Annotated in this window: 3 protein-coding genes; 2 read left to right on the forward strand and 1 reads right to left on the reverse strand. The window is 62.4% G+C overall.

Annotation, left to right across the window (positions count from 1 at the left end; all coding sequences use genetic code 11):
• Positions 1-328: 328 nt before the first annotated feature.
• Positions 329-1534, reverse strand: a complete 1206-nt coding sequence (gene tyrS / locus VIM98_RS05685; protein ID WP_331992127.1) for a tyrosine--tRNA ligase — start codon at positions 1532-1534, stop codon at positions 329-331.
• A gap of 185 nt (positions 1535-1719) precedes the next feature.
• On the opposite strand from tyrS, the gene VIM98_RS05690 reads away from it, so the two are divergent.
• Entirely contained in the window at positions 1720-3156 is a 1437-nt protein-coding gene (locus VIM98_RS05690) for an OapA family protein (RefSeq protein WP_331992128.1), read from the forward strand.
• An 11-nt stretch (positions 3157-3167) separates the two neighbouring features.
• A partial coding sequence (locus VIM98_RS05695) for an anhydro-N-acetylmuramic acid kinase (protein ID WP_331992129.1) occupies positions 3168-4137 on the forward strand: 970 nt, incomplete at its 3' end.

The raw sequence follows: 4137 nt of genomic DNA on the forward strand, positions 1-4137 counted from the left end.
CACCTGCGCACACTGTCAAAGATCTCAATCACTTGCGGCCTTCTCTTCCAACCGCGTCGGAACATTTCGTCCCGAGTGAGCCGCCCATATTACATCGTTTTTCCTGTCCGTCAACACCTGCGTGAAGATCAATTTTCAGCGAGGGAGTTGCCGTTGCAGGGGATGCTGCGGCGGGAGGCGAATAATAGGGAGGGGCCCTGTTTTTGACAAGCGATTTTTCGAAAATTTCTCGAAATTTTTTCGCTTGACTCGCTAAGCGCTTGTTCTCTCTGGAGACAAGCACGAGATGTGCGACACACACGTCGCGCATCTCTCCGCTCGAACAAACTTATTTGAGCAAGACACGCGCAAAGTTGCGCTTGCCGACCTGCAACACCGCTTCGAAACCCGGCGCGAATACGCGCTGCGCATCCTCGACCACTTCCGCATCGATGCGCACGGCGCGCTCCTTGATCTTTTGATTGGCTTCGCTATTGCTCGACGCCAGCCCCGCGGCCTTCAACAACGCAGCCAGACGCAAGCCTTCCGCGGGCACCGATACTTCCGTAAGCGGCAGCAAGCTTGTATCGCCCTCTCCTCGCACAACCGCGTTCCAGCCCGCGATCGCCTGCTCCGCCGCGGCCGCACCCTGGAATCGCGTAGCCAGTTCGCGCGCAAGGCGCATCTTGGCGTCGCGCGGATTCAGCGCACCGCTCTCGATGTCGCGCTTCATCTGCGCCATCTCGTCCAGCGACACTTCGAAGCTGAGCAGTTCGAACCAGCGCCACATCAGCTCGTCGCCGATCTTCATCGTCTTGGTGACGATATCGATCGCCGGCTCGTTGATGCCGATGTAGTTGCCCAGCGACTTGGACATCTTGTTGACGCCGTCCAGGCCTTCGAGCAGCGGCATGGTCAGCACGATCTGCGGCGGCTGCCCGTGGTGTTCCTGCAAGGCGCGCCCCATCAGCAGATTGAACTTCTGATCGGTGCCGCCCAGTTCCACATCGCACTGCAATGCCACCGAGTCGTAACCCTGTACCAGCGGATAAAGAAACTCATGGATCGCGATCGGCTGCTGCGCGGCATAGCGCTTGGCGAAATCGTCGCGCTCGAGCATGCGCGCCACGGTGTGCTGCGCGGCCAGCTTGATCATGTCGGCCGCGCTCATCTTGCCGAACCACTCGGAGTTGAAGCGCAGCTCGGTCTTGTCGCGGTCCAGCACCTTATAGACCTGTTCGGCATAGGTCTCGGCATTGGCCAGGACATCCTCTCGGGTCAACGGCTTACGGGTGACGTTCTTGCCGGTGGGATCGCCGATCATGCCGGTGAAATCCCCGATCAGGAAGATCACCTGGTGGCCGAGGTCCTGGAACTGGCGCATCTTGTTGAGCAGTACGGTATGGCCCAGGTGCAGATCCGGTGCGGTCGGGTCGAAACCCGCCTTGATCCGCAATGGCCTGCCCAGCTTGAGGCGCTCGACCAGTTCTTCCTGCTTGATGATTTCATCGGCGCCGCGCGCAATGGTGGCTAGCGCCTGGTCGAGCTCGTTCATGGGGTCCTCGGAATTTTGGATGCGAAGCGCCGCGGTTGCCCGCGATCACAAAGGTGAACAGGGTTAATTGTGCGTTAACCCAAAACTTAGCGCAAACCCTTGATGGAAAAGGCGTTGACGCCGTTTGCACAGGGCCGTTATGGTACGCGCCAATTGTTATTTTGTACCTGCGGGGCAAACAGGGCATGGGTGAGGGCAACAAGCTCGCGCGAGCAGCGCGTAAAGAAGCCATACGTCGCAAGGCGCAGCGCTGTCACTCTCACTTTTATGAGCGTGTTTCTCACTGGTCTTTCGGTCACCACAGCGAAGAGCCGATCCATTGGCATCGCGAGCGCTGGGTGCTGGCCGGCACGGCCATCCTGATCACCGCCCTGTCCGGCTTCATCATCCCCGCCTGGGCAAGCGCCATGCGCCCGGCGGTGACGCCCACCCCGCATTCGCTGCTGCCACTGGCCCTGCCCAAGGCCGACGCGGTGGTGCAGCAGACGCCGAACGTCGAAGACTGGCATATCGTGCAGGTGCAGCCGGGCCAGACGCTGTCGGACATCTTCCAGAGCCAGGGCCTGAGCCTCGCCGATCTGCAACACGTGGTCGACCAGTCCGGGGACGCCAAGGCCCTGCACAACATCAAGCCCGGCCAGGAGTTCGATTTCCTGCTCGGCAGCGACGGCAGCCTCAAGGGCATCCGCTTCGACAAGGACGAATCCGCCCGCGTGATGGTCCGCTTCGATGGCGACAAGCCCACCGTAGTGGCGCAGGCGCGCGAAGTAGAGCGTCGCGAGCACGTCGCACACGGCGTCATCGACAGCTCGCTGTTCGCCGCCGGCTCCAAGGCCGGCATGAGCAATGCGATGGTGCTCAAGCTCGCCGAGCTCTTCAAATACGACATCGACTTTGTGCAGGACTTGCGCGAAGGCGACAGCTTCACCCTGGTCTACGACGACGTGTACCGCGATGGCGCGTATCTGCACGAAGGCGATATCGTTGCTGCCGAGTTCGTCAATCAGGGGCAGCGCTACACCGCCTATCGCTTCAAGAAGGACGATGGCAGCTACGGCTGGTTCAGCGAGGATGGCCGCCCGATCCAGAAATCCTTCCTGCGTATTCCGGTCGATTTCACGCGCATCTCCTCGACGTTCAGCGCCGCACGCTTCCATCCGATCCTCGGCAAGATGCGCGCGCACAAGGGCGTGGACTATGCCGCCCCGACCGGCACGCCGATCCACGCCGCCGGCGACGGCGTCGTGAAGTTCAAGGGTTGGATGAACGGCTACGGCAACTTCGTGATCATCCAGCACAACGGCAGCATCAGCACCGCTTACGGTCACATGTCGAAGTTCGGTAGCGAGAAGATCGGCCAGCGTGTGAGCCAGGGACAGGTGATTGGCTTTGTCGGCATGACTGGCCTGGCCACCGGTCCGCACCTGCATTACGAATTCCGCGTCAACAACGTCCAGCGCGATCCGCAGACGGTCACCCTGCCCAAGCCCGAGCCGATGAGCGGCGCGCAGTTGGCAAAGTTCAAGTCCGCCGTGGTGCAGCCGCAGCTGGCCCGCCTGAAGTCGCTGGACGAGAACATCAAGATGGCGCGCTTGAGCGGCGTTTCGCGTAACGACGACTAAGCGCCACTTGTGTGAATGACGCCACATCGCTCTACCTTGGGCTGATTTCCGGCACGAGCGCCGATGGCATCGACGCCGCGCTGGTGCGCTTTGTGGATCATCGGCCGCAGCTTGTCGCAGCACGTACGCACCCATGGCCTGAGGATCTTCGCGCCAGCATCCTGGCGGTCGCCCAGGACGAGGCACGACTGGATCTGGACGCCTATGGACGCCTGGACGTCGCCATCGGCCAATGCTTCGCCGATGCGGCGCAAACCTTGCTGCGCGAAAGCGGCATCGGACGCGCACAAGTGCGTGCGATCGGCTCGCACGGACAAACATTGCGGCATCGCCCCACCGGCCTCTACCCATTCACTTTGCAAGTGGGCGATCCGGCGGTCATCGCCGAACGCTGCGGTATCGATGTCGTGGCCGATTTCCGCCGCGCCGACGTGGCCGCCGGCGGTCAGGGTGCACCGCTGCTGCCTGCGGTGCACGCGATGCTGCTGGCCGCACCCGGCCGTGAGCGGGTCGTGTTGAATCTGGGCGGCATTGCGAACATCACAGTGCTGGCCGCCGATGGCGGCGTGCTGGGCTTCGATACCGGCCCGGCCAATGGCTTGATGGATGCCTGGCACCAGCGCCATCGCGGCGAGGCTTTCGATCACGACGGCGCTTTTGCAGCCAGCGGGCAAGTCGATAGTGCCCTGCTCGAAGCCTTGCTCGCCGATCCGTATTTCGCCGCGCCTGCCCCCAAGAGTACGGGACGCGAGCACTTCCACCTGACTTGGCTAGACGCGCATGCGCGTGTGGCTCAGCTCTCGCCAGCCGATGTGCAGGCTACGCTCCTGGAGCTCTCGGCGCGCAGCGCGGCCGAAGCGATCGATCGCTACGCTCCGGCAGCCGTCGATGTGCTGGTCTGCGGCGGCGGCGTGCACAACACGGCATTGATGCATCGGCTGGGTGAACGGCTGGGATCTCGCGCGCTGCACAGCACGGGTG

It is taken from the genome of Dyella sp. (assembly GCF_036568765.1).
Taxonomy (GTDB): Bacteria; Pseudomonadota; Gammaproteobacteria; order Xanthomonadales; family Rhodanobacteraceae; genus GSA-30.

What these genes read in the sequence shown, in the direction of transcription:
- tyrS (WP_331992127.1), bottom strand. Translation starts at nt 1,534, where the DNA reads ATGAACGAGCTCGACCAGGCGCTAGCCACCATTGCGCGCGGCGCCGAT.
- VIM98_RS05690 (WP_331992128.1), top strand. Translation starts at nt 1,720, where the DNA reads ATGGGTGAGGGCAACAAGCTCGCGCGAGCAGCGCGTAAAGAAGCCATA.